Source organism: Candidatus Kapaibacterium thiocyanatum, from assembly GCA_001899175.1.
In the GTDB taxonomy this organism is placed as follows: domain Bacteria; phylum Bacteroidota; class Ignavibacteria; order Kapaibacteriales; family Kapaibacteriaceae; genus Kapaibacterium; species Kapaibacterium thiocyanatum.
Genome location: MKVH01000002.1, coordinates 344,641 through 368,429 on the forward strand (window position 1 = coordinate 344,641; position 23,789 = coordinate 368,429).

The 23,789-nt window shown below is 58.5% G+C and carries 17 protein-coding genes and 2 tRNA genes; 12 read left to right on the forward strand and 7 right to left on the reverse strand.

All coding sequences use genetic code 11. From position 1 onward, the window contains the following. The first annotated feature begins 17 nt into the window (after positions 1-17). The 3 genes from BGO89_01765 (at position 18) to BGO89_01775 (ending at position 4,932) form a co-directional block, all read left to right on the forward strand. On the forward strand, positions 18-2,717 hold the full coding sequence (locus tag BGO89_01765) for a valine--tRNA ligase (protein ID OJX61327.1): 2,700 nt from the start codon (positions 18-20) through the stop codon (positions 2,715-2,717). Between the two features lie 62 nt (positions 2,718-2,779). Beyond that, a complete protein-coding gene (locus tag BGO89_01770) occupies positions 2,780-3,979 on the forward strand; it encodes a beta-ketoadipyl CoA thiolase (GenBank protein OJX61328.1) in 1,200 nt (399 codons plus the stop codon). A gap of 77 nt (positions 3,980-4,056) precedes the next feature. Continuing rightward, on the forward strand, positions 4,057-4,932 hold the full coding sequence (locus tag BGO89_01775; protein OJX61329.1) for a hypothetical protein: 876 nt from the start codon (positions 4,057-4,059) through the stop codon (positions 4,930-4,932). A gap of 33 nt (positions 4,933-4,965) precedes the next feature. Here the strand turns inward: BGO89_01775 and BGO89_01780 are convergent, their stop codons facing one another. Then, positions 4,966-5,535, reverse strand: coding sequence for a deaminase (locus BGO89_01780; GenBank protein OJX61330.1), 570 nt, complete (start codon positions 5,533-5,535; stop codon positions 4,966-4,968). 166 nt (positions 5,536-5,701) lie between these two features. On the opposite strand from BGO89_01780, the gene BGO89_01785 reads away from it, so the two are divergent. The 8 genes from BGO89_01785 (at position 5,702) to BGO89_01820 (ending at position 11,872) form a co-directional block, all read left to right on the forward strand. Next, complete coding sequence (locus BGO89_01785) at positions 5,702-5,977, forward strand: hypothetical protein (GenBank protein OJX61331.1); 276 nt, start codon at positions 5,702-5,704, stop codon at positions 5,975-5,977. Between the two features lie 201 nt (positions 5,978-6,178). Next, positions 6,179-7,612, forward strand: a complete 1,434-nt coding sequence (locus tag BGO89_01790) for a hypothetical protein (protein ID OJX61332.1) — start codon at positions 6,179-6,181, stop codon at positions 7,610-7,612. Continuing rightward, positions 7,609-8,019 carry a hypothetical protein gene (locus tag BGO89_01795; GenBank protein OJX61333.1) on the forward strand — a complete coding sequence of 137 codons (411 nt, stop codon included), beginning with the start codon at positions 7,609-7,611 and terminating at the stop codon, positions 8,017-8,019. The genes BGO89_01790 and BGO89_01795 overlap by 4 nt, the downstream gene beginning before the upstream one ends. A gap of 55 nt (positions 8,020-8,074) precedes the next feature. Next, a complete protein-coding gene (locus tag BGO89_01800) occupies positions 8,075-9,427 on the forward strand; it encodes an NADH oxidoreductase (quinone) subunit F (GenBank protein ID OJX61334.1) in 1,353 nt (450 codons plus the stop codon). Between the two features lie 17 nt (positions 9,428-9,444). Continuing rightward, a complete protein-coding gene (locus tag BGO89_01805) occupies positions 9,445-10,062 on the forward strand; it encodes a nicotinate (nicotinamide) nucleotide adenylyltransferase (GenBank protein ID OJX61335.1) in 618 nt (205 codons plus the stop codon). 6 nt (positions 10,063-10,068) lie between these two features. Next, positions 10,069-10,875 carry a hypothetical protein gene (locus BGO89_01810; protein ID OJX61336.1) on the forward strand — a complete coding sequence of 269 codons (807 nt, stop codon included), beginning with the start codon at positions 10,069-10,071 and terminating at the stop codon, positions 10,873-10,875. 80 nt (positions 10,876-10,955) lie between these two features. Continuing rightward, complete coding sequence (locus BGO89_01815; GenBank protein ID OJX61337.1) at positions 10,956-11,516, forward strand: hypothetical protein; 561 nt, start codon at positions 10,956-10,958, stop codon at positions 11,514-11,516. A gap of 38 nt (positions 11,517-11,554) precedes the next feature. Next, on the forward strand, positions 11,555-11,872 hold the full coding sequence (locus BGO89_01820; GenBank protein OJX61338.1) for a hypothetical protein: 318 nt from the start codon (positions 11,555-11,557) through the stop codon (positions 11,870-11,872). Positions 11,873-11,952: 80 nt separating this feature from the next. Here the strand turns inward: BGO89_01820 and BGO89_01825 are convergent, their stop codons facing one another. From BGO89_01825 to BGO89_01840, 4 genes are all read right to left on the reverse strand, one after another. Further along, on the reverse strand, positions 11,953-12,243 hold the full coding sequence (locus BGO89_01825) for a hypothetical protein (protein ID OJX61339.1): 291 nt from the start codon (positions 12,241-12,243) through the stop codon (positions 11,953-11,955). Between the two features lie 178 nt (positions 12,244-12,421). Next, positions 12,422-13,258: a hypothetical protein gene (locus tag BGO89_01830; protein OJX61340.1), complete on the reverse strand. Its 837-nt coding sequence runs from the start codon at positions 13,256-13,258 to the stop codon at positions 12,422-12,424. Positions 13,259-14,409: 1,151 nt separating this feature from the next. Then, positions 14,410-14,484: transfer RNA gene (locus BGO89_01835), tRNA-Asp, on the reverse strand. A 13-nt stretch (positions 14,485-14,497) separates the two neighbouring features. Beyond that, positions 14,498-14,570, reverse strand: a tRNA-Ala gene (locus tag BGO89_01840). Positions 14,571-14,757: 187 nt separating this feature from the next. On the opposite strand from BGO89_01840, the gene BGO89_01845 reads away from it, so the two are divergent. After that, positions 14,758-21,210 carry a hypothetical protein gene (locus tag BGO89_01845; GenBank protein ID OJX61341.1) on the forward strand — a complete coding sequence of 2,151 codons (6,453 nt, stop codon included), beginning with the start codon at positions 14,758-14,760 and terminating at the stop codon, positions 21,208-21,210. Between the two features lie 142 nt (positions 21,211-21,352). Here BGO89_01845 and BGO89_01850 read toward each other — a convergent pair whose 3' ends face one another. Then, a complete protein-coding gene (locus tag BGO89_01850; GenBank protein ID OJX61342.1) occupies positions 21,353-23,140 on the reverse strand; it encodes a hypothetical protein in 1,788 nt (595 codons plus the stop codon). Positions 23,141-23,157: 17 nt separating this feature from the next. Beyond that, the gene (locus tag BGO89_01855) at positions 23,158-23,787 is read right to left on the reverse strand and encodes a hypothetical protein (protein OJX61343.1); all 630 of its coding nucleotides are present in this window, start codon (positions 23,785-23,787) and stop codon (positions 23,158-23,160) included. Between the last annotated feature and the right edge of the window lie 2 nt (positions 23,788-23,789).

A 23,789-nucleotide genomic window follows, 5' to 3' on the forward strand; every position in this document is an offset into this window, starting at 1 on the left:
GTTCGCGTTAACTCTCCATGAATGAATTGCTGCCCAAGACCTACACTCCGGCGGATGCCGAACCACGCTGGTATGCGGCGTGGGAACGTGCCGGACATTTCTCATCCGCTCCTTCCGAACGCGAGCCGTATTCGATCCTGATGCCGCCTCCGAACGTGACGGGTATCCTTCACTTCGGTCATGTACTGAACCATACGCTCCAGGATATGTATATCCGCTGGAATCGTCTGCGCGGCTTCGAGACATGCTGGTTTCCCGGACTCGATCATGCCGGTATCGCCACGCAGTCGAAGGTCGAACAGGAGCTGAAGAAGGAAGGTCTCTCCCGTTACGATCTGGGTCGCGATGCCTTCGTCGATCGCGTGTGGCAATGGAAGGAGAAGTACGGTGGCATCATCCTCCAGCAGCTGCGGACTCTCGGCAACTCGTCGGACTGGGAGCGCACGCTGTTCACGATGGACGACAGTGCTTCCAATGCCGTACGCGACGTCTTCATCCGGTTGTTCGATGAGGGACTGATCTATCGCGGCAAGCGCATCATCAACTGGTCGCCCGTGGCACAGAGTGCGTTGAGCGACGAGGAGGTGGTATTCAAGGAAGTCAAGGAACACATCTATACGCTGCGATACCATCTCGAGGATGGTTCGGCGACGTTGCTCGTGGCGACGGTACGCCCGGAAACGATCTTCGCCGACGTCGCCGTGGCCGTGAATCCACGCGATGAACGGTATGCCCACCTGATCGGCAAATACGTCATCGTACCGATCGGCGGACAACGCGTTCCGATCATCGCCGACGACTATGCCGATCCGACGTTCGGTACGGGCTGCGTGAAGATCACGCCCGCCCACGATCCGAACGACTTCGAGATAGGCGTCCGTCACGGACTGCCGATGCCGTCGTGCATCAACGCCGATGCGACCCTGAACGAGCTGGCAGGGGAGTTTGCCGGTCTCGATCGCTTCAAGGGACGACGGAAGATCGTAACGGCGCTCGAAGAACGCGAGCTCATGGAGAAGGTCGAAGACTATACGCACAATGTCGGCTTCTCCGAACGTGGTGGCGAAGTCGTCGAACCGTATCTGAGCGATCAGTGGTTCGTCAACATGAAGCCTCTGGCGGAACCCGCGCTCAAGGTCGTCCTCGACGGTGAAGTCCGGTTCTATCCGGAACATTGGGTGAAGACGTACGAGCACTGGATGACGAATATCCGCGACTGGTGCATTTCGCGTCAGCTATGGTGGGGCCATCGCATTCCCGTCTACTATTCGGAGGATGGGCGCTACACTGCCGCCCATTCGTCGGAAGAAGCATGTGGAAAACTCGGCCTGCCCGCAGGAACGCCCCTGATCCAGGATCCGGACGTACTGGACACGTGGTTCTCGTCATGGCTCTGGCCGTTGACGACGATGGGATGGCAGGGCGAAGAGAACGGCAAGGAAGGCCCCGATGCCGCACGACTCATGGACTACTACCTGCCGACCGATCTTCTCGTGACCGGGCCGGATATCATCTTCTTCTGGGTAGCACGGATGATCATGGCCACGCTCAAGTTCCGTGGTACGGTCCCGTTCAAGGATGTCTACTTCACGAGTATCATACGAGACAGCAAAGGCCGTAAGCTTTCCAAGTCGTTGGGTAATTCACCTGATCCGCTTGACGTGATGTCGAAGTACGGCGCGGATGCAGTAAGATTTACAATGATTTACCTTGCTCCGCTCGGACAGGATGTGCGTCTCGACGTCGACGAGAAGACGCAGGACATCCCCTCGATGGAGATCGGCCGTAACTTCGCGAACAAGCTCTGGAACGCGGCCCGTTTTCTCCAGATGAAGAAGGTCGAGGCCGATCTGCCGGAAGGAATCGCACCGTCCTTCACGTTATCAACAGCCGACATGTGGATAACGTCGCGCTACAACTCCACTGTAGCTGCTGCAACGCAAGCCCTTGAAGATTATAAGCTAACGGAATATTCGAAGACGCTCTACGACTTTGTCTGGCGGGACTTCTGCGACTGGTACGTCGAAGTCTTCAAGGTGCAGTTCAATGCGCATCAGGATGCCGGATATCGTGCGGGATTGCTCGTCTTCGCCTTCTCCATCTTCGAAGGCGTGTTGAAGCTCCTGCATCCCGTCATGCCGTTCCTTACCGACGAACTGTGGCATGGTCTGTTCGGACACGACGACGCCCGTACGGTAGGTCTCGCAGGTGTACCGGTCGTGGATGCCGCGGCCATCGTGCCTGATACGGAAGCCCGATTCGACCTGCTGCAGACCGTCGTCGAAGCCGTTCGTCGTCAGCGTGCCGAAATGGCCATTCCGCCGAGCGAACGTCTGCCGTTGCATCTGTCGTGCGATCCGGACCTTGCCGCCTTCCTGGAAGAGCAGCGCAACATCATCGCGACGTTCGGTCGTTGCAGCGACCTCGTCATCGGTACGAATCTGCCGAAGCCTGCGGGCAGTGTCGCCGACGTCGTCCGGGGTGTGGAAGTCTTCCTCGTTCTCGAAGGCAAGGTCGATCTCGGCAAGGAACGTCAGCGTCTGACGAAGGAACTCGAGCGACTGCGCGGGCAGATCGCCGGAATCGAGAAGAAGCTCTCCAACCAGGGATTCCTCGCCGGTGCCAGGCCCGACGTCGTGGATGTCGAACGACGGAAGCTGTCCGACTGGACCACGACGGCAACGAAGCTTGAGCAGAACATCGCCGGCCTGGCATGAGGCCTGTCGGCTCATGCAGGGAATATTCATCGATCACGTACACAAGAACACGACCGCTCATTATGGATAGCTACATCGTTTCTCCGCTCCGCACACCTGTCGGCAAGTTCGGCGGTGCACTGCGCACGGTTCGTCCGGACGATCTCGGGGCACTCGTCATCAAGGCCGTGGTCGACCGCACGTCGGTAGCTCTGGATGCGATCGACGACGTCATCATGGGATGCGCCAACCAGGCCGGAGAGGACAATCGTAACGTCGCGCGGATGTCGGCACTGCTCGCAGGTCTGCCCGACACTGTACCGGGCGTCACGGTCAACAGACTCTGCGCATCGTCGCTGGAAGCCGTCATCCAGGCCTCCCGTGCCGTCCGTGCCGGTGATGCGAACGTCATCGTGGCGGGTGGACTCGAAAGCATGACGCGTGCACCATATTCGATGCCCAAGAACGTTTCCGGTGGCGCCGTCTTCGGCAACATCACCGCCTACGATACGGCGCTCGGATGGCGCTATCCGAATCCGGCCATGGAAGCCATGTTCCCCCTCGAAGCGATGGGGGAAACGGCCGAAAACGTCGCCGAGCGATGGGACATCGGGCGCGAAGAGCAGGATGCCTTCGCCTTGCGCTCGCATCAGCGGGCCGTCGCAGCGCAGGAACGGGGACTCTACGACGACGAGATCATTCCCGTCGTTCTCCCGGTGAAGAAAGGCGATCCTGTCGTCGTCGCGAAGGATGAATGTCCGCGTCAGGATACCACGCTCGAGAAGCTGGCCGTTCTGAAGCCCGCATTCAGGAAGGGTGGAAGCGTGACGCCGGGCAATGCATCGTCGTTGAACGATGGCGCGGCCGCAATGATCATCGCCAGCGAAGCGGCGTTGGAGAAGCACGCACTTGCGCCGCTCGCACGCATCATCGGTAATGGTGCGGTAGGCGTGGATCCCCGTATCATGGGCATCGGTCCGGTCGGTGCCATTCGCATGGCATGCGAGCGTGCCGGGATCAGGGTCGCCGATCTCGGTCTGGTCGAGATCAACGAAGCCTTCGCCGCACAGAGCATCGCCTGTATCCGTGATCTGGAACTGGACACCGATATCGTGAACGTCAACGGTGGGGCGATCGCCATCGGCCATCCGCTCGGCATGAGCGGTGGCCGGATCCTCGGACATCTCGTGCGCGAGATGCACCGACGCAATGTCCGCTACGGTGCCGCTGCCCTGTGTATCGGTGTAGGTCAGGGACTGGCCGTCGTCGTCGAAAAAGCCTGAGCGACACGACGATGCACGTCTTCGTCATGATACCGGGGCCGGTCCGCAACCTCTTCGTAACCGTCAGGTGATCCGTCATGTCGGCACAGGACATCGATACTCTCTGGGACTACCGGGACCCCGCAGCCTCCGAAGCACGCTTCAGGGAACGTCTCGCGGTGGCCATCGCCGAAGGTGAGCCCCAGGCTCTCCATCTCGAGGTGCGCACCCAGATCGCACGTACGATGTCGTTGCGCCGCATGTTCGACGAAGCCCATGCCGAACTCGATGCCATCGAGCCATCCGTGATCGCGACGAACGAGCCCAGGCTTCATGTGCGGTGGGCCCTCGAAAAAGGACGTACCTGCAACTCGTCCGGACGCCGCGGCGAAGCCGTCGCTGCATTCCTGTCGGCATATGACGTGGCCGAGCGCCACGGCCTCGACTACTATACCATCGACGCGATGCACATGCTCGGCATCGCTTCGCCTGCAGAGGAAGCGCTGGACTGGAACATGCGGGCCATCGCCATGATCGAGCGTACCGACGACGTCCGCTCGAAGGGATGGCTCGGGCCGTTGTACAACAACACGGCCTGGACCTTGTTCGATATGGGGCGATATGACGAAGCCCTGGCGCTGTTCGAAAAGGATATCGTTCTGCGCACCACGATGGGCAGGGCGGAGCAGGCACGTATCGCGCGGTATTCGAAGGGCCGCGTCCTGCGTGCGCTCGGGAGGCTGGACGAAGCGGAAGTCATCCAGAACGCCAATCTCGACGAGATTGAACGGTCGCAGGCCGCCGCCGATGGCTTCGTACATGAGGAAATGGGGGAACTCCTGCTCGCCCGTGGCGACGACGCGGGGGCACGGAAGCATCTTTCACGAGCGTTCGATCTGCTGTCGGCCGACGGATGGATTTCGGCCAACGAACCCGGCAGACTGGAACGATTACGGGTTCTCACGGGCCGTTGAGGGAATCGTACAGGAATCCTGCCAAATGGGAAATCAGCGTTCCAGTGCTCCCAGGTGACGGTACGCATTGAGCAACACTCCTGTTGGCGTGGTCCTCGTACTCACAAATTCGAGGTTGCGGGCGCCGAAACTGTCTGAAAGAAGGCGTTTGCCTCTGCCCAGCAACACCGGATATACGATAAGGATAACCTCATCCGCCAACCCCTCGTCAAGCAGGGTGGACGTTAGCGATATACTTCCGGTAAGAACCAGATCCGGGCCATCTGTCGACTTCAGGTTGCGGAGCCCCTCCAGGATATCTCCGCCCAAGCCCTGTACCGGTCCCCATTCAAGGGTCTCTGGTCTATGAGTGACGACAAACTTCGTTGCGGCGTTCATAGCGTTGGCCATCGGGAAGTCCCCGGCACCAGGCCAGTATCCCAGGAATTCATCGTAGGTCTTGCGCCCAAGAAGCATGTCGAAGTCCTTACCGTATGCTTCCAGAAGCATATTCATCCCTGCTGGGGTACGATAAGGTGCCGTCCATCCTCCGTAGGCGTAGTTCTTGTCATGCTCGATCACGCCGTCAAGGGAGCAATGTTCAAAGATTCTGATCTTTCTCATGTCGTTGCTTCATTGTTTCATGATTGATTGACCAAACGTAGCGCAGACCAGATTCGCACATGGGGTGCGATGTCGACATTTACGGGTGTCATTTAACCATTTGCGTTGATATCGTGATATTGCCGGTACGGAATGCGGCAGGTACGTCATCAACTTGCATACGACCATGATCGATATCCGGGAACGACGTCAGGCGCAAGGTCGGTGGATGGCCGCTCGATGTCGATACGGGATGTGCTCCATTGACCGGACAGAGCGGTTGCAGTCTGCCGCCGGCGGCTTCGTACACGAGGAAATGGGGGAACTCCTGCTCGCCCGTGGCGACGAAGCAGGGGCATGGCAGCATCTTTCACGAGCGTTCGATATGCTGTCGGCGGACCGGTGGGTCCCTGCCGACGAACCGGGCAGACTGGAGCGATTGCGGATCCTCGCGGGCCGTTGAGGGAATGGCATCGGCGTACGTAATTACCAGTATACCATGTGCTTACGGCGATCAGCAACAGGTAGAAATGCGGATTGATCCGACCGACCGGTGGGACGTACGTTTGTAGCGTCCTTAACTCAAGTTCCGATCTGTCGGTAGCAGCAACCTCCAGATCGCCACCACATGAACATTAGACAAGTGCACGACACCATGTCGGGAATGGGAACTGACGCCATTCTTCTTCATGGTCCATCCGGGGCGGTACTCTATGCCGGCCCGACCCTTGCCCCGTTGCTGGGCATGGATGATGTGACGTCCGTGCACAACGTACTGGATGTCGTCCATCCCGATGAACGACGCGAGTTGAAGAATGCCTTTACACGGGGTTTGATCAGAGGAACGGCATACGGTCCCGCAAGACATCGGATACATCACAGGGATATCGGCTGGAGAGACGTAGACATCGTGACACTGCCGGTACGGAACGCGACGGGTAACGTCATCGAACTGCATACGACCATGATCGACATCACGGAACGACGTCAGGCACAGGAACGTACGGCCGTACAGGAGAAACTCCTGCGCGAGACGAACGCTCTTGCCAAGGTCGGCGGATGGCAGCTCGACGTCGATACCGGCGCACTCTACTGGTCGGACGAGGTACGGCGCATCCATGACGTCACCGACGACTACGTACCCACGCTCGATGCAGCCATCGCCTTCTTCGGTGCGGAAGCACGGCCGGTCATCGGACAGGCCATGGAAGATGCGATGACGAAGGGCGGCAATCATGACCTGGAATTGCCGGTCGTGACGGCGAACGGCAGGAATATCTGGGTGCGTACCCTGCTCAAGACGGAGTACGGTGCGGGCGGGCGTCCGAAACGTCTGTTCGGAGCTTATCAGGACATCACCGAACGCAAGGAACAGGAACGACGCCTGGAATCTGCCATCGACCGGCTGACGAAGCACAACAAGCAACTGGAAGAATTCGGCGAGATCATGTCTCACAACCTGCGTGCACCGGTCAGCAACCTCGTGATGCTGCTGCACATGCTCGATCAGGTGCGGACGGAACTGGACCGGCGGGAACTGATCGCCAATCTCTCGTCGTCGGTCGACCAGCTCGTCCAGACGCTGGACGATGTCACGACCGCCGTACGCGTACGTACGGGTAATGCTATGCCGGCGGAACATGTATCGGTAGAGGCTGTCCTCGAGAGGATTACTGCGGAACTCGCCCAGGCCATCAATGCGAAAGGGGCCGTGCTCAGGTACAACCTTCTGGCATGCACGCACATCGACGTCTCGCCGGTCTATCTCGAGCATATCCTCTTCCATCTCCTGCAGAACGCTCTCGTCTACGCATCGCCCGACAGGACGCCGGTGATCGACATCGACACGCGTCTCGTTCAGGACCATGCGGTGATCAGAGTGACGGACAACGGCCTCGGTATCGACCTCGAACGGTACGGAGACAAGCTGTTCAGGCTCAGGACGACCTTCCATCGTCATCATCAGGGGCGTGGTGCGGGGCTCTTTCTCGTGAAGAACATCGTCGAATCCATCGGCGGTACCATCAACGTCTGGAGCGCGGTCGGCAATGGCTCGACATTCGAAGTACAACTCCCCGTGAAAGGGACTCACCGATGACCGTCAAGGCACCCCGGGTTTGTCTGGTCGACGACGACAGGATATTCCAGTTCACGTTGGAGAAGATGCTGCATCATATCCGTCCCGACGTTTCGGTGGTCGGTTTTTCCGATGGCGAGGGCGCCTTCACCTTCCTCAAGGAACATCAGGAGGAAGCGCAGCTCCTGCCGGACGTCCTTCTGCTCGATCTCAACATGCCCTACATGGACGGTTGGCAGTTCCTGGATGCCTTCCAGGAGTTCAGCTCGCACATGGCCAAGAAGATCAGCATCTACCTGGTGAGTTCCTCCATCGATCCCAGGGACGTGAATCGTGCCCGTCAGTACGACGTGGTACGTCAATACGTGCCGAAGCCGATCACGACGGACCAGTTGCGGACCCTGCTTACGTCGACGCAGCCGGTTTGATGGACAGGAGGACGGCACGTCGGTGTCCACGAAACCGTATATTTGCTCCGATGCAATGAACGCACCGTCCGGAACACTCATGTATACCGCACCATATCTGGTCATTCCGCAGATCAAGGATCTGCATCAGATCGACACGTACATCGCCAACGGTGGCTACGAGCAATACCGTAAGGCAGTACGTATGACGCCCGACGAGGTGATCAATGAAGTCAAGAAATCGGGTCTGCGCGGACGTGGTGGCGCATGTTTTCCGACGGGACTCAAGTGGTCCTTCATGCCGAAGGGGAACGACAAGCCGAAGTATCTCGCCATCAACGGCGACGAATCCGAGCCCGGATCCTTCAAGGACCGCCAGATCTTCGAATCCAATCCGCATCAGCTCATCGAAGGCATCATGATCGCCGGCTATGCCATGGGCATCAGCAAGGCCTTCATCTATATCCGTGGCGAGTATCATGCATGGGTACGCATGATGGAAGCGGCTGTCGAACAGGCCTATGCCAAGGGCTACATCGGCGAGCGTATGAAGTCGGCCTTCGGTGGAGACTACTCCATCGACATCGTGGTCCACAAGGGGGCCGGTGCCTACATCTGTGGCGAGGAAACCTCCCTCATGAATTCGCTGGAGGGCGATCGCGCCTATCCGCGGTTCAAGCCGCCCTTCCCCGCGAACAAGGGTCTATGGGGCATGCCCACGACCATCAACAACGTCGAAACCATCGCAACGGTCCCTGCCATCCTGGCTCTCGGACCCGAAGAATACGCCAGGATCGGTGCCCAGGGTCATGCCGGCACGATCCTCTATGGCGTGAGCGGCCACGTGAACAAGCCCGGCGTCTACGAACTGCCGACGGGAACGCTGCTCACCGACATCATCCACAACATCTGTGGTGGTGTTCCCGGGAACAAGAAGGTCAAGGCCGTCATCCCCGGTGGATCGTCCATGCCGCCGCTGCGCGGTGACGAGATCGACGGCATCCGTATGGACGAGGAATCGCTGAAGGTTCTCGGAACCCACATCGGAACGGCCGGCATCATGGTGATGGACGAGGACACGGACATCGTGGCGGTCACGCTGCGTATCGCCCGGTTCTATCACCACGAGTCGTGCGGTCAGTGCACGCCCTGCCGCGAAGGCTGCGGATGGATGGAGAAGGTACTCCATCGTCTGGACCACGGCGAAGCGACGTCCGCCGACATCGACCTGCTTCTGTCCGTCGCTTCGAATATCGAAGGCAATACGATCTGTGCTCTCGGTGATGCGGCTGCATGGCCCGTGCGCGGCTTCATCCTCAAGTTCCGCGACGAGTTCGAGGCACGGTGCAAACCGAACCGCAGCTTCATCTCGCTGAACGTCGTGCACGGTCGTCGCGAATCGGCCCAGACCCTCGTCCGTACCGCCTGACGTTCGGGTCACGTACCATGCAACGAATCGGTCTCGTTGGCGGCAGCTTCAATCCGATCCATATCGCTCATCTGATCATCGCCGACAGGTTCGTCGAACAGATGGAGCTGGACGTCTGCTATTTCGTGCCTGCGAACCAGTCGCCCTTCAAGGCAGGTGTCGCAGTGGCCGATGCCACTCCGCAACAACGGCTGGAAATGGTGCGGCGTGCGGTCGGACAGCATCCGCGCTTCCGTCCGAGTGATGTCGAAATCGACAGGGGAGGAATCTCCTATACCATCGATACCGTACGACACTTCGCGAACGAGCATCCCGGTGCCATCGTCCACCTTCTCATCGGCAGCGATCAGGCCATCGAATTCGTGCGATGGAAGGAATGGGACAGTATCGTTCGCGAGGCCCAGCTCTGCATCGTACGCAGGCCCTTCCTCCTCACACCCGAGCAGGAACAGCGTATGACGGAGAATCTCACCATCGACGGAAAGCAGCCGATATGGGTATCGGCGCCGCTGCTGGAGATATCGTCTACCGAGATCCGCCATCGCGTCACGAAGGGTCGCACGATCAATTACATGACCGTCAAGAACGTACGTGACTATATTGCCGACCAGGGCCTGTACAGGTCGGAAGCATAGACGTCCATGAAGCATGTCGTCACCATCCTTCTCGTGTTGGTCGCCCTCGGCATGATCTTTCCGATGGCATGGATGCTCCTGCTCTCCGTGCGCGAGTATCCCGAACAGTACGGCTCGTTGCCCGACATCGTCGCAGCACCGACCGTCATGACGAACTACAGCGATGCGCTGCGGTCGGATAACTTCCTGGGCTACTTCGTCAATTCCCTGATCGTCGCCGTCTGCGTGACGGCAGGCAATGTCGTCTTCTGTCTGTGGAGCGGCTATGCCTTCGCCCGGAAGCGATTCCGCGGAAAGGCCATGCTGTTCGCCACGATTCTCGGCGTCCTCGTCATTCCGCAGCAGGTCATCATGATACCCTTGTATCGCCTGATGGCCGAGATCGGCTGGCTCAATACCTACTGGGCACTCATCGTGCCGTGGCTCGTGACGCCCTTCGGCATCTTCCTCGTGCGCCAGTACGTGCAGAATCTGCCCTCCGACATCGAGGACGCGGCCCGCATGGACGGAGCGGGGGAATGGTACGTCATGTTCCGCATCGTCATGCCGCTCGCACGGCCGGTGCTGACCGTACTCGCCATCTATACCTTTCTGAGCAACTGGAATTCCTTCCTCTTTCCCTTCCTCTTCACGAACGACGAAGCGCATCGCACGCTGCCGGTAGGGCTCGCCTTCTACCTCGGAAAGCAGTCGATAGACTGGGGCCATCTCATGGCGGGAGCCAGTATCAGTGCACTGCCCATCCTGGTCCTGTTCGCCGTATTCCAGAAGCGGATCATCCAGGGGCTGACGGCGGGCGCCCTCAAGGAATAGCACCGGGAACAACACTTGTTCATGGGTGCTTCTTTCCGCTATCTTTGCCCAGTTCAATCTTCATTTCAGGAACAGGAACGATGACCGTACTTGCCTCGTTGATCAACCAACGTGTGTCCAATCGCCTTGCATCCACAGTTCTGATGGCTGGCGCGGGAGCTCTCGCCATCATGGCTGCATCGCAGATTGCCATACCGCTGCCGTTCACGCCGGTACCGATCACGCTGCAGACCTTCGCCGTCGTAACGTTCGCCATGGTGGCCGGACGTCGTCATGGCGTCAATGCCGTCATCGCCTACCTGCTCGCCGGTGCTCTCGGCGCTCCGGTCTTCTCCGGATTCTCGTCGCTGACGGCTCTGTGGGGCCCCACGTCGGGCTATCTCCTCGGCTTCATCCCTGCGGCCTTCGTTGCGGGCAGCCTTGCCGATCGCGGCATGACGCGCAGCTATCCCGGCGCCATGATGTCGGCACTGGCCGCCAATACGCTCATCGTTCTCTGCGGCGCCTTGGTCCTTTCGGCCTTCGTCGGCTTCTCCAACATCTGGGCATTGGGTGTCGTACCGTTCCTCGCCGGTGACGTCATCAAGAGCATCGCCGCAGGAAGCATCGCCCGTGCAGCCCATCGCAAGCAGACGGTCTGAGAGAAGGTAGCTGCACGATGGAGATGGATTTCCATGATATGAAACGTCTTGCCGGCCTCGTTGCCGACGAGATCGAAAAACGTCACAACGCCGACCTCGCTCCCAAGTGGGAGCGAGGCGTCGTCGTCTTCGTCCCGAACGAACCGGGTCTGAAGCAGCATGAAATGGCTATGCACAAGTTCATGCACAAGGTCGTGATGATGCGTGACAGCCTTCGCGTCCTGGAACAGCAGATCAACGCCAACGACACACTGTCCGAAGGCGACAAGGTCAAGTTGCAGAGCTACATCACGAAATGCTACGGCTCCATGACGTCGTTCAACTTCATGTTCGCCGAGGAAGAGGATAAGTTCTGAATCGCATCACGGACCAGTCTCGTCGTGAAAGGGAATGACGAGAAGGTCAACTTGTGATAGACATGGATTCGATCCTACCGTCATTCCGCAGGCGATAGCGCCTGACCTTTCACCCGACCCAACAGATCGCGCAGGCGTGTCGCGACATCCGGCAGGATCTTTCCGTGTTCACCGAACGACGAAGCGTACTCGAAGAACTGCCCGGTACCGTCGGGCAGAAGGACGAGGATTCCGAGCGTCTGATTGCTCGTGATATTCTTCATGAATTGTTCTATTGGTGTATAGGTTTCCGATTTCTTCCTAATGGGAGTGACGGTCACGATATCGCTTACGAGCGCACTGTCGTTGTGAAGGATAGTACGCTCTTCCATCCTTGTTTCAACGTTGATGGCAGCCACATACTGCTCACCAATACCCAGACTTTTGATGTATCGTGTCTGCGAGATCAGACAGTTCCTACAGATGAGCGGTCCCACGAGATGAATTACCTTCGGTCGCTTGACGTGCACGTCCGATAATACGTTGTGTTGAGCATACTCGATCCGTACGCTAGCGAGAAGCAGGAAGATGGAACTTGTAAGTAACCAGGGAAAGGGGAATGTTCGGGGTTTCGCTGAGATAGTCATCGATGATTCCTTTCAGGTCGGATAACGGTGTTCCCGTCTTACATGTGACATCGAATGGAGGCAGGATCGTGACCATGCTCAATCCACCGGTGATCGGCCTGGCCGAGAAATCATCGGCCAGTAAGGGAAACGTAGCCTTACTACAGGACCTGGAACCGCTCAGATCCGTGTCCATAAGATTCGAGTACAGCAATTTGGGAGCTGTTTCCGTATCGAAGTCCCATATATCCCAATAGGTGATGTTGTCAGATTTCTCACCGGGTGTCGAGGCCGATATACATACCAGCAAATACCGATTGTCGATGCAGGTCGTATAGACGATGCGCTGACCGGCGATATCATCCAATCCGAGAGCATGTTTCAAGAGAGGTGAGACGGTCGTCGGAGTCGAATCCGAGTAATAACGCCTCAGATAGAGTCCGTCTATCATCTCAATGGTACCTTTGCCGATCTTGAGCCAATGTGACACGGTATCCTGGACATTACGCAGATAGATATCATAATTCGTCGGGTCGATAAACACGACCGAATTCCTGATGGTTGTATGGCAGGAGAATGGCCGACGGAATGTGAAGAACAGTCCGTTGGTAAACGGCATATCCATCAAGCTGAGAGTCAAGGTCTTCAGGCTGAGTGTCGCGATCGCTCCGCATTCCGTGGACTTCATGTTTCCACGATGGTGCCAAGTCGAAAGAATGACCGTCGAATCGTTGATGGCATTCAGATTATCGAATGATCTCGGAAGTCTGACCGCATTCATCAAGCGAACACGGTTCCCCGCTCGTGGTCGCTCGAATACAGCGACGTAGTTGAAACTCTTGACGACGTAATATGATGGTGTAACGGCACAGCCTTTCACCCGGAGTCCCACTCCACCCCCATCACTAATATCCAAGTTCTGGATGTCCATGGTATCCTCAACTGCTCGTCTGCCTTCAGGCTCATAACCACTCATGATCAGGCTGCCGTCCGGGGTCACGGACGGCAGCCATGTCAGATTTCTACTCGTATTGAAGAGATTCCCATACTGTTCCTTCATGTCTCCATGACCAATGACAACGACCGTATCGATACTAACGATGTCGAGGATGCTACCTGCTGACTCGGCCGTAGATCCTGTAGATTTACAGGATGACACGGTGGCCAGTGACAGCAGCATAAGACACAGGTATTCGCGCATGAGGATCATGGATATCTAGATTGATGGGTACTCTTCGGTACTGTGTAATGATCAGGGTTCAGGATCGCCGAACACCCAGCTTTTGATGGTGCTATTGGCACCGTTGGCATTGTCGGCTGTCCATTTCAGCCTCTTGTTATTAGGATTGCCGGGAACGGAGATGGTCGTACTGCCGCTCAGGACGCCAATACGAATCTGGGAAAGTGCGTAGTCAACCCCAGCCTGTTCAACAGCAGTGTGCTGGTCAGCCGAGCGGTTTGGTCCTACAACTGCATCCGGACAGTTATCCGCGCCCTCACCGGAGCAATTGATGGTTGTTGATATACACCATACGCGTGTTATCGAGATAACATCATACGTAGCATCATTACCTAGACCATTGTCACGGCCACCTGACCGGGTGATTGACGTGAATATCCCGGCAGTCAGTTGCTGTACGCACAATGCGCACATTACGAGCACACTACTCCAAACAGAGATCTCTTCATGGAACTACTCCAAACAAGTAATAGATAATGAGAAAGAATACGTTGCCGATACGACGATGTACCGTCGTGAGTAAAGTAAGAGTCGCTGTATCGTTTTCGAGAAGCCTATTAACGAAAGATATGAAATGCTTGGTGAAGCATGACCGAAAGAGTGTCCAACGCTTCAATGGCAGGAGATTTGTGCTGTCGTATCATGTCGTAAACGAAGAAAGCCCATCATCACTGATGGGCTTCTGCTGTCTGCGGAACCGACGGGGCTCGAACCCGCGACCTCTGCCTTGACAGGGCAGCGCTCTAACCAAACTGAGCTACGATTCCGTCGTGTTTGCCGTGGACCCAAGCGGGATCGAACCGCTGACCTCTTGAATGCCATTCAAGCGCTCTCCCAGCTGAGCTATGGGCCCGTTTGGTGTCAAACGGACTTCAAAAATAGGGGACGATCCGAACATGTGCAAACGAAAAAACGATTCTTCGTGTATCGTGCATAAATAACGTCACTATATTGCCGCGTCGTTTGACCCGCGACACGTCGTTTGACCCACGACATCGATTCATTCCAAGACAATACATCGCAAACCATAGGGTAACACCATGAAAAAGGTAGTACTCCTCATTTTCGTATTGTATGCTTCGTTCGTCGTCGGGTGGGCCCAATCACCCTCGCTGGCATCCAATGCGGGATGGGGGCCGTTCGTTCAGGGCGTCTCCAGATCGGTGCAGTTCTCCGTGCAGACGATACCCACCGGGTCCCGCGTCCAGTCCGCGAACTTCCGTATCCTCAGCCCTCGTGCGGGACAGTCACCCGCGGTGATCGCATCGCAGTCGGGCGCATCGACGACCTATACGGTTGACGTCGGTACGTTGCCTCCGAGCACGGCGCTCACCATGGTCGTCGATCTGACGTACTACCCTCCGGGAAGTACATCCACGGTCACCACGAGCCCGTCGCATACGCTGTCCGTCATTCCACCACCCATCACGTTCACGGCCGACGACAACTTCGGTCCGGTCATCGTCGGTTCCGCGCATACCTCGCGATACAGCGTACGGAACATGCCTCCGGGCACGACGAAGATCACGATGTACATGATGACGTCGGCAGGTTCCATCCTCGACTCCGTGGTACGTAACGGTTCGGATACTGCGTCGATCGTCTATCGTTCCAGCCGCTATCCGGGTCGCCTCAGGGTCGCGGCGCTCATCCGCTATCCGAAGGAACCCGATGGCGGATACCGTGTCATCAGGAACATCGCCGATTCACTCCTGCCGCCCATCGTCACGGCATCGGCCGGTTGGGGACCCTTCCGGCCCAACGTCCACCTCGTCAATAATTTCTCTGTCCAGGGACTGGGCAAGGCCTGCCGTTCCATACGGTGGACGATTTCCTTCGCAGGACGCTATGGACGCATCTACAGGCCGGTCGACGTCACGGTGAACTACGATACCGTCAACGACCGCAGCACGTTCTCACAGGACATGCGCAATCTGCTGCCGACGTCGCTGCTGACGGTGACGGCATACTACGACAGCCAGGACTCGCTGAATTCCTCGCGGTCGTATGGTTTCGACATCATCTATCCCCGCAGGCCACCGCGCTTCCGCAGTACGACGGAGCCGCCCTTCGTCTTCGGTGGTCAGGGCCGCGATACCATCACCGTCGATTCCATTCCTGCCCGTACCGTCTTCGCCAACCTGACGATTCTCGACGTCCGTGGCCGCACGATCACGTCGCAACCACTCCAGGCGCCGGACGGCAAGTTCCTCGACAGTGCCCAGATCATCTTCAACATCAATCAGTTGCCGATGTACACGGCAACCGTGCGCGCGCAGTTCACGCAGGACTTCACCTCGCAACCCGTCGAATACAACTACTACATCGACGTGCGTGATACGACGAAGCCCTTCCTGTTCGCCGACAACTGGGGACCGTACGTGCAGAGCGACTCGTCGATGATGTCGATCGCCGTCACCGATCTCCGTACCGCGAATACGACGAACGTCGTCGGCCGCTTCGACGTCTACGACACCGTGGCCCAGCAGTCCATCATGACCAGCCGGTACATCGACATCTCGAGCGTCAGCCGCGACTCGATGGTATTCTGGTCGACGGAGGATGGTACGAGGGTCTACATCGTCCCTGCGAACTTCCCGCTCTCCGTCGAAGCCCGCTTCCGCACGTATTCGGTAAGTGGTTCGGATACGACGCTCGTCTCCACCATCTCGCATCCCATCCTCATGGTGGCCGAACCGGGAACGTTGACGGCCAGTGGTGGCTTCGGGCCCTTCACGGCAACGCGCCAGAACAGGAACACGTTCACGATGACGGATCTTCCGCCGAAGACGAAGATGGTGGAGTTCCGTATCACCGGACAGAAGGATCCCGCGGCGGTCGACTCCACACTCGTCGCCGGAACCTATCTCAACGAAGCCAGATTCACGTCGGACATGGGATCGCTGCCCATCAACTCGGAACTGTACACGACGGTGACCTACGAGAACGGTCCCGACAACGGTGTCACGTTGCAGCGCTTCCTTTCCATCGTTCCCGATTCACTCTCCGTGACGTCATCCGCCGGTTGGGGACCGTACAGGTTCGACTGGAAGACGCAGGCGTGGGGAAGTGGTCAGCACATCACGGGCATCAATCCGATTCCCACGACGTTCACCTTTTCCAGGCTTCCTGCCCAGACGCAGTACATCTCGGCCGTGAGCATCGACGATGCCGGAGCCGTGATCGACTCCGTGGAGATCGCCGTACCGTACCGTATCCGATACGATTCGGAGCTCAGCGTGACCATGCCGTTCTCGCTCCACAGCCTGCGCATGACGGCCTTCCGCTTCAGGGTATTCACGAACGGCGGACCGATCGAAGGCGTCACCTATATCCGTCCCGTCCAGGTCCTGCAACCGCAGGTGGCCTTCACGGCGCAACTGCAGACGCCGCAGTTCACGCCCGACACGTCGGCCGTCAAACAGGGTGTCGATCAACAGGTCGACCTCAACGTCCGCTGGACGCGCATGTCGGGTTCGGGCTCGAATCTCGGACTCGATCCGAGCCTCGCCATCGACTCCGTACGCGTGAACGTGACGGACTGTTCGGGCTCGATCACGGCCTCCTTCCTCATCGCACCCGAAGCACCGAACGTGACCAACGGTGTGCTGGCCGACTATCTCTACAACACGAAGAGGCTGCCGGTATCATCGGAGCAGATCCACGTCACGATCTACTCGGAATCGCTGACGTTCCCGCGCGCCGGGGTGAGCATGCACGACACGCTGCGCATGGTGCCGTTCCCGATCCTTCTGTCGAAGTACGGTCTGGACTTCCCGACCTATCGCGTGACCGATACCGTTTCCGGAAAGATGAACAACGTGTTCACGATCTCGAACCTCGGTAACGTCAACGCATTGTCGGACGTTCACTTCATCGACAACGCTGGAAGGCGCGTCCTCACCCTGGGTGAATTCGTTCCGGCCAAGGACACGGTCCGCATCACGGTCGACATGAACCAGCTCGATCCCGTCGGCCAGCCCTACAGACTTCAAACGCAGATCATCTTCAACAAATGTCTGCAGGAGAAGTTGTGGACGACGATCATGACGTCCGTCACCGTACCGCGTCGTCTGGTATCGCCGCCCGTGAACAACTGGGTCTATTCGACCATCGGCTGGGGACCGTTCCGCCAGGGGAAGAATGCCATCGCGTCCTTCATCGCCCAGTTCGATCCCTCGCAGTTCATCACGTCGCGTAACGGCACGAACGACATTCTCTCGATCTCCGTCGTGGGCCAGGATTCCACCGGCACCGACGTCGCCAACTTCCTCGCCATGGACACGACGTTGTCTGCAGCGGCTGCGCTGCCCGGCGTGATCCGCTTCCGCACGAATTCGAGCAACCTCATCGGTATGCCGATGGGTTCGTCGCTTGTCCTGCGCTTCGTATGGAAGAAGGCTTCGCAGGCCGGTCCTACCGTCGTAGGAACATGGAACGAATCCTATCCGATCCAGATGATACCGTTCCCGGCCCAGCCCCTTACGGCACTCAACGGCTGGGGACCGTTCAAGCAGAGCGTATCGGCGGGTGGTTCGGGACCGAAGGTGATGTCCGCACCGTTCGGCATCAGCGTCGCGGCATCGGCCGACAGCATGCTCCGCATACCGACGTGGTTCTATGACCAGACGTCGGCCCTCCTCGACTCCGTGGGCATGGCCGAAGACTCGACGAAGATCATCGGCGGTGAGCTCACGCGCTACTGGAGCTTCAAGAACCTGGACGTGGCCCAGTTCCCGTATCCGAACATCATGCGCGACCGCGGTGGCGTCCTGATGAAGATGGGCTACTGGTTCACGCCGCAGTACACCATGCCGACGGCATTCCAGAGCTCGCCGTTCAATATCATCCCGCGTGCCGACTGGCTGAACGGCAGCGAGGTGACGGTAACGGGATCGAACGGTTCGAAGATCAATCTCACCGTTTCGACACCGCTGCCGACGACATCGTTCACCTTCGACATTCCGCTGTTCGGCAAGATCCCCCTCGACCTCGAGAACACGGATGGTGGCAATACGCTGGCCTTCAAGACGAAGGTCATCTACGACACCGCCTCTCAAGGCTTCCAGTTCGCAGGTGATAACCTGAATACAGGTATGGCATGGAAGCCCACGTGGGCCATCGGCGGCTTCTCCGCGAGCTATGATGCCGTCGTCGAAGACGGTGAGAAGGCGGACGGCTTCGAAGCGATATATACCTTCGAGCCCAAGGACAGTATCCAGAACCGTAGCCTGCGTGTACGTCAGTACACGTCGACGTCACTCACGGCCAACATCACCGGCATCGTCAGCTTCATCGCCAATATCGTGGAGCTGATCACGGTCCTCGGCGAGGACGAGTTCACGGGCGGTCTCGTGACCGTCAAGCCCATGTTCATCTTCAAGGCAGGTGGCAAGCAGATGTATACGCTCAACCTCGATGCGTCGGAGTCGAGCGTGCTGCAGCATGTCGGTGAGGTGTTGAGTTCCGGTAGTGACGACGACAAGAAGAACAGCTTCCCTACGAGCTTCGGTTCCGGTGTTTCCATCGAAGGTGGTGGCGGCATCGAAGTAGGGATCGCACTGGACTTCATCGGTGTCGGTGCCGGTATCTCGCGTGAGGATCTCTACGCTTCGGGATCGACGTGGACCGGACCGGTCAACAACGTGACGCAGACGAGCTATCCGATCGGCGTGTCCAATCGTGTGTGGTTCAGCCTGGACCTGTCGCTGTTCTTCGGTCTGATCAAGATCGATCTCTTCCGCGGTCTGCTCTATCACACGGATTCTCCGAGGTTCATGCCGTCCTTCTCGGTCTTCTCCGAATCGTGGGAGTCGATCTTCAAGAGTGGTCTGAAGAACAAGATCGATCAGACGGGAACGGACAAGGCACAGGGGCTGATCGCTCGCCGTGCCCAGCTTCCTCCCGAAACACCGTACTACTATTCGCGTCCGCAACTGGCCACGAACGACTCCGTTCTCGCGATGGTATGGACCGAACACACGGCCCGGTCGGGTGCGAGCAAGGTCCTGTTCGGTCAGCTCGACCGCACCCGTCATCAGTTCGAGACCACGGCGGTCGTGGCAGCCAACATGCATGGCATGCACGATCCGGCCATGGCCCTGCTCGACGACAAGGGCAGCGCGGTCGTTGCCTGGGTGCAGAACGAACGTTCCGCAACGGAAGGTGCCGGACTGAGCCTGTCGTCCTTGCTGATGCAGGAAGACATCCATGTAGCTGTCTACGATGGCCCGTCGCGTTCCGTGAAGCATACCTTCAGGATTCCCGACGTCACGGGTGGACGTGCAGACGGTCATCCTCAGGTCGTTGCCGGAGCCGATGGCAACTCCGCCGTCGTCGTCTGGAACGTCCTCGACGATATGAGCACGACGTCGTCGGACATCATGGCCGTACGCCTGTTCAAGAACGGCGATACGTGGGAGATGTCCGGTGTTCGTGAAGCCGGTGTCCTCGATGGATCGGACCACGACGTACGCGTCGTGGCACTGCCCGACGGAGAGTTCATGGCCGCATGGGCAAACGACGTCGATGGTGGACGGTCGCGCAAGGTCGTCGCCGCCCGTACGGAGAATGGAGCCTGGGGACAGGCCGACGTCGTGATGCCGAACAGCATCGGGGGCAGGAACATGCTCTACGAAGACATCGAACTCGTCAAGGGTCCGAACGGCGTGATGCTGCTCGCCAGCACGCACGAACGCACAATGGAACGCGGCACGGTGGGTCAGGTTCTCCATGTGAGCTTCACCGGTGGCACGTGGTCCGAACCGACTACCCTCGACATTCCCCGTGGTGCAGGTGAACTGCGTACGATCTCCGGCGACATCCATGCCGACGGTCGTGTAGCCGTCTACCTCGATGTCTTCGGTGCGGTGTCGGAAGGCGCCGAACCGGAACGCCGTGCCATCGTCTTCACGGGTACGGATATGACGAGACCGCAGTCGTGGACGTCACACGTCGATGAAGAAGCCACGACGGACAAGAATCACGTCGTATGGAATGCCGATCTCGTTACCGGGCCGGACAACACCTACTACCTCGTCTCGCAGGAGCTGGATACCATTCCTGGAAACACGCAGGTCTATGGTAACGGTATCGCCGTCGGTGCGAATCGTCTGAACACCGTCCTGCGTGCCTTCACGCTCGGCGGTAACGGCAGGCTGCGTCCGCGCCCGTTCGCAGGACAGACGACGTCCGTCGAAGACGATCGCTGGGAACAGCTCGCACGGTATGCACCGGTGATGCTCGATCCCGTGCCGAATCCCGCATCCGACGAGGTGTCGATCACGGTTGCCATCCCGGCACAGCAGCACATCCGTCTCCAGGTCGTGGATGCTACGGGACGTGTGGTGTCGACGATCCGCGATGAATCCGTGATGCACGGCATCTACCAGTTCAGCGTTCCGGTAAGCGGTCTCGCACAGGGAGTATACGTCGTGAGCCTCGTTTCGGAAGACGGCACGAGAGTATCGAAGACGGTGTCCGTCGTTCGTTGACGACAACGGTTCCGGGAATCATCGACATGGCCTGCACCCTTCGGGGTGCGGGCCATGTTCGTTCATGGACCGATGCACTGTATCATGTCATGAAGGCAGTGGCATCAGGCGAGAGGTCCCTGTCCATTGGGCAGGGGGAATGTCAGGAGATGAACTGGAGATCGCACCAGCGACGATAACGTCCGCCGTCGATAGCGTGCAATTCCTCGTGCGTACCGTCTTCGATCACACGTCCTCCATCGAAGACGAAGATGTGATCGCATGTCCGTACGGTGCTGAGACGGTGGGCGATGATGATCGTCGTCCGGTTCGCCATGAGGCGTTCGAGTGCCTGCTGGATAAGGTGTTCGCTTTCCGCATCGAGCGAGCTCGTCGCTTCGTCGAGAATGAGGATGGGGGGATTCTTGAGCAGGGCACGCGCGATGGCGATACGCTGACGTTGTCCGCCGCTGAGCTTGATACCGCGTTCACCGACGAGGGCATCGAAGCCTTCAGGAAATCGCTCGATGAATTCCAGTGCATTGGCATCGCGTGCGGCCTTGACGATGTCATCGTGCGTGGCGTCCGGTCTGCCGTATCGGATGTTGTCGGCGATGGTGCCGCCGAAGAGGACGATGTCCTGCGGGACGATGCCGATGTTGCGTCGGACCTGGGCCAGCGTCAGCTCTGTCGACGGATGGGCGTCGTAGGTGATGTGTCCCGACGTCGGTTCGTAGAGCCGTTGTATCAGGGCTGCCGTCGTGCTCTTTCCTGCACCGCTTTCGCCGACGAAGGCCACGCGTGCTCCCGGGGGAACGTCGAGGCTGATGCCGTTGATCACACTGAGATCGGCCCGCTCCGGATAGGCGAATGCAACGTCGTGCAGCGATACGGACGACAGATTCACATCGGGAGCATCGGCACCGAGCTGTTCGGTACCTGCCTCCATGAGTTCACGTATACGCACGGAAGAGCCGAGGGACTTCTGTATCTGTCCGAACAGCTCCGCGAAACTTCCGAGCGCTCCGCCGACGAACATGGCATACATCAGGAAGGACAGCAGTTCGCCCATCGTGACGGAACCCGTCGATACGAGGTTGGCGCCATACAGGATGACGGCGGCGATACCGCCGAACATCGTGAAGATGATGAAGGTGACGAAGATCGCGCGGATGCGGGCGCCCTTGACGGCCAGTCGGACGTTCTCCTGCAGGGCTTCGTCGTAGCGCGAGGTTTCGTACCGTTCCTGTACGTATGACTTGACGGCCTGGATCGACTGCAGCGTTTCCTCGACGATGGTGGACGTGCGTGCGAGCGCATCCTGCGTCGACGTGCTCAACGCCCTGATCCTGCGTCCGATCAGCAGGGCGATGCCGACGATGACCGGAAGGCCGATGAGGATTGGAATGGTGAGCTGAAGACTCTTGCTGACGATGATGGCGATGCTGCCCACGAGGAAGACGCCCTGCCGCAACAACTGAAGGAAGGAGAACGAGAACGTTTCCTGGATCTGGGTGAGATCGGACGAAAGTCTCGACGACAATTCGCCGACGCGCCGTGCCGTGAGAACGCTCAGCGGCAGGGAAACGATATTGGAGAACAGCCGCGAGCGCAGGGAGGCGATCACGCGTTCCGTCGTTCGCGCCATGGTGACGGAGACGAAGTAGCCCACGACGGCCTGGACGACGAGAAGGACGAGGAACATGCCGCCTACGCGGTAGAGGTCGCCAACGCCGTTGGACTTGATCACGGAGTCGATCAGTTGTCCCGTCAAGGTGGGGAACAGCAGGCTGATGGCGCTGCCCGGAAGCATGAAGATCAGGGCGACGATCATACGTCCGGCATACGGACGATAGTAGGAAAGCAGGAAGCGCAACTGGTTGCGCGCCTCTGCGCCGGTTACGGCCGGCGTATCATCTTCGGATGGAGAACGGCGTCGACGTTTGGCCATGAAGTGCTGACGCGAGGTCAGTAGGGAAGGCGTCCATACATGGGAATCACGGCACCGCTGACGCCACAGCCGGGATCGGAGAGATGGACGATGGTGCGTGCTATCTCTTCCGGTGTGATCCAGTCCTTGTCCATATCACCTTCGGCCCATTCGAGATTGGCCGGCGTCCGTATGATGCTCGGCAGGATACAGTTCGCCCGGATACTCTTCTGGCGGCCTTCTTCGGCCATGGACTGTACGAGTGATACGACGGCAGCCTTTGACGAAGCATAGGCCGCACGATTGGATACGGGATGAAGGACGGCCTGTGCACCGATCGCGATGAAGCTTCCGCCTCCGGAATCCTGCATAAGAGGGATGGCCGCCCGCATGACGTTGAACGTGGTGACGGTGTTCAGCGACAGCATCGACTGCACGTCTTCGGGCGATGTCTGCTCGATGGGTTTGCCTGCGACGATTCCGCCGACGAGGTGGATGACGGCCGTGCAGCCCCGGCCAACATCGTCGAAGCGCCGCCGGGTCTGCACCGCATCGCCCAGGTCCGTTTCCCGGTCGACACCTTGCACCGTCCAGCCGGCGTCCTGCATGACGTTGACGACGATGCGTCCGAGATTGCCGGCTGCGCCGGTGACGAGTGCGAGTGCCATGG